We start from the raw sequence: 1,484 nt of genomic DNA, 5'->3' as shown, positions 1-1,484 counted from the left end.
TCTACTGTGATGATGTTATTAGGTCATCAGCCCGGCGTGACTCAACCCTCTACCGACGCCCTTCAAGGTTGTCTTAGTCCCGATCTGTCCGCCGGCTGGTGGCCCGCACCAAACGTGCTGCCCAGCCGAGCATGACTTCATAGGAGCTTGTTCCAAAGATCCCATCACAGTACTGTCTGTCCGACTGGTCAACACGAGCCAACCCTGTTGCTTTACCAGTATCAGAGGAGCTCCACCCCTCATGGCAAACGAAGAATTCAAGGTCATCGCCGGCATTGACACACATGCCGACACACACCACGTCGCACTGATTACCGACTACGGAAAACGGCTTGGGGACCGCAAGTTCCTGGCCGTCGGTTCCGGGTACCGGCAGATCGCCGCCTATCTGACCCGTTTCGGACCCGTAACCGCTGTTGGCATCGAGGGCACCGGCTCCTATGGAGCCGAGCTCGCCCGTGTGCTGGCGGAACACGGCTTCATCATCCGGGAGGTGAACCGCCCAAACCGTGCCGAACGTCGCCTGCGTGGCAAATCCGACCCTCTGGACGCCTACCAAGCCGCCGAATCGGTGCTGGCGGACCGGGGCACGTCCACCCCCAAAGCCCGCGACGGTTATGTGGAAGCGCTGCGGGTACTGCGCACCGCACGTACCAGCGCCATGAAGGCCCGAACGGCCTTGATGAACCAAATCAGCGCAGTCCTCACTGCCGCCACGGACGAAGTCAGAGCCAAATATCGAGGTCTAAGCAGTGAGGCAAGGGTCAAGGCCATGGCCAGCAGCCGACCCACAGGCGATCCGGCGGATCCCGTCACAGCTACCCTGATGACGCTCAAGCGATTGGGGACGCGCCACCGGTTCCTGAGTGAAGAAATCAACGAAACTGATGCTGCGCTTGAAGCCATAATTTTGACCTATGCCCCAGAGCTTATTGACGTCAAAGGTGTTGGTGTCGTCGTCGCTTCTCAGCTATTGGTGACATTCGGCGATAATCCGGAACGCATGAACAGCGAAGCGGCTTTCGCGGCTCTGGCCGGTGTTGCGCCCGTCCCGGCTTCTTCCGGGAAAACAAGCCGTCACAGGCTCTGCCGAGGTGGTGACAGGCAAGCCAACAGCTCGCTTTACCGGATTGTCGTGGTTCGTATGTCCACAGATGCCAGGACACGTGCCTACGTGGCCAAACGTACCGAAGACGGTTTAAGTAAAAAGGAAATTATCCGTTGTCTCAAGCGTTATGTTGCCCGTGAAATATTCCACGTCATGAAGAATCCTAGGTCTGCTCCGTTGACCAACGATTTGCGGATCCTGCGTCTGAAATTGGGTCTGACGCAAGTGTTTGTTGCAGCTGCGTTGGGGACCTGGCCGGGCACGATCTCGCGCATTGAGCATGGCAAGTCCCAGGACTGTGAGGCCATCTCCAGATACCGAGCTTGGCTTGAAGAACAAGCTCCGGAACGCAATTGACAAGAATAGGAGCATCGGG

General features: G+C 57.8%; 1 protein-coding gene. It reads left to right on the top strand.

Going from position 1 to position 1,484, the window contains the following annotated elements:
• Positions 1–241 precede the first annotated feature (241 nt).
• Positions 242–1,465 carry an IS110 family transposase gene (locus ACT3UQ_RS19665; RefSeq protein WP_444637813.1) on the top strand — a complete coding sequence of 408 codons (1,224 nt, stop codon included), beginning with the start codon at positions 242–244 and terminating at the stop codon, positions 1,463–1,465.
• Positions 1,466–1,484 lie beyond the last annotated feature (19 nt).

Source organism: Glutamicibacter sp. AOP12-B1-11 (assembly GCF_052379245.1).
Classification (GTDB): domain Bacteria; phylum Actinomycetota; class Actinomycetes; order Actinomycetales; family Micrococcaceae; genus Glutamicibacter.
This window is presented reverse-complemented; position numbering and strand designations above follow the sequence as displayed.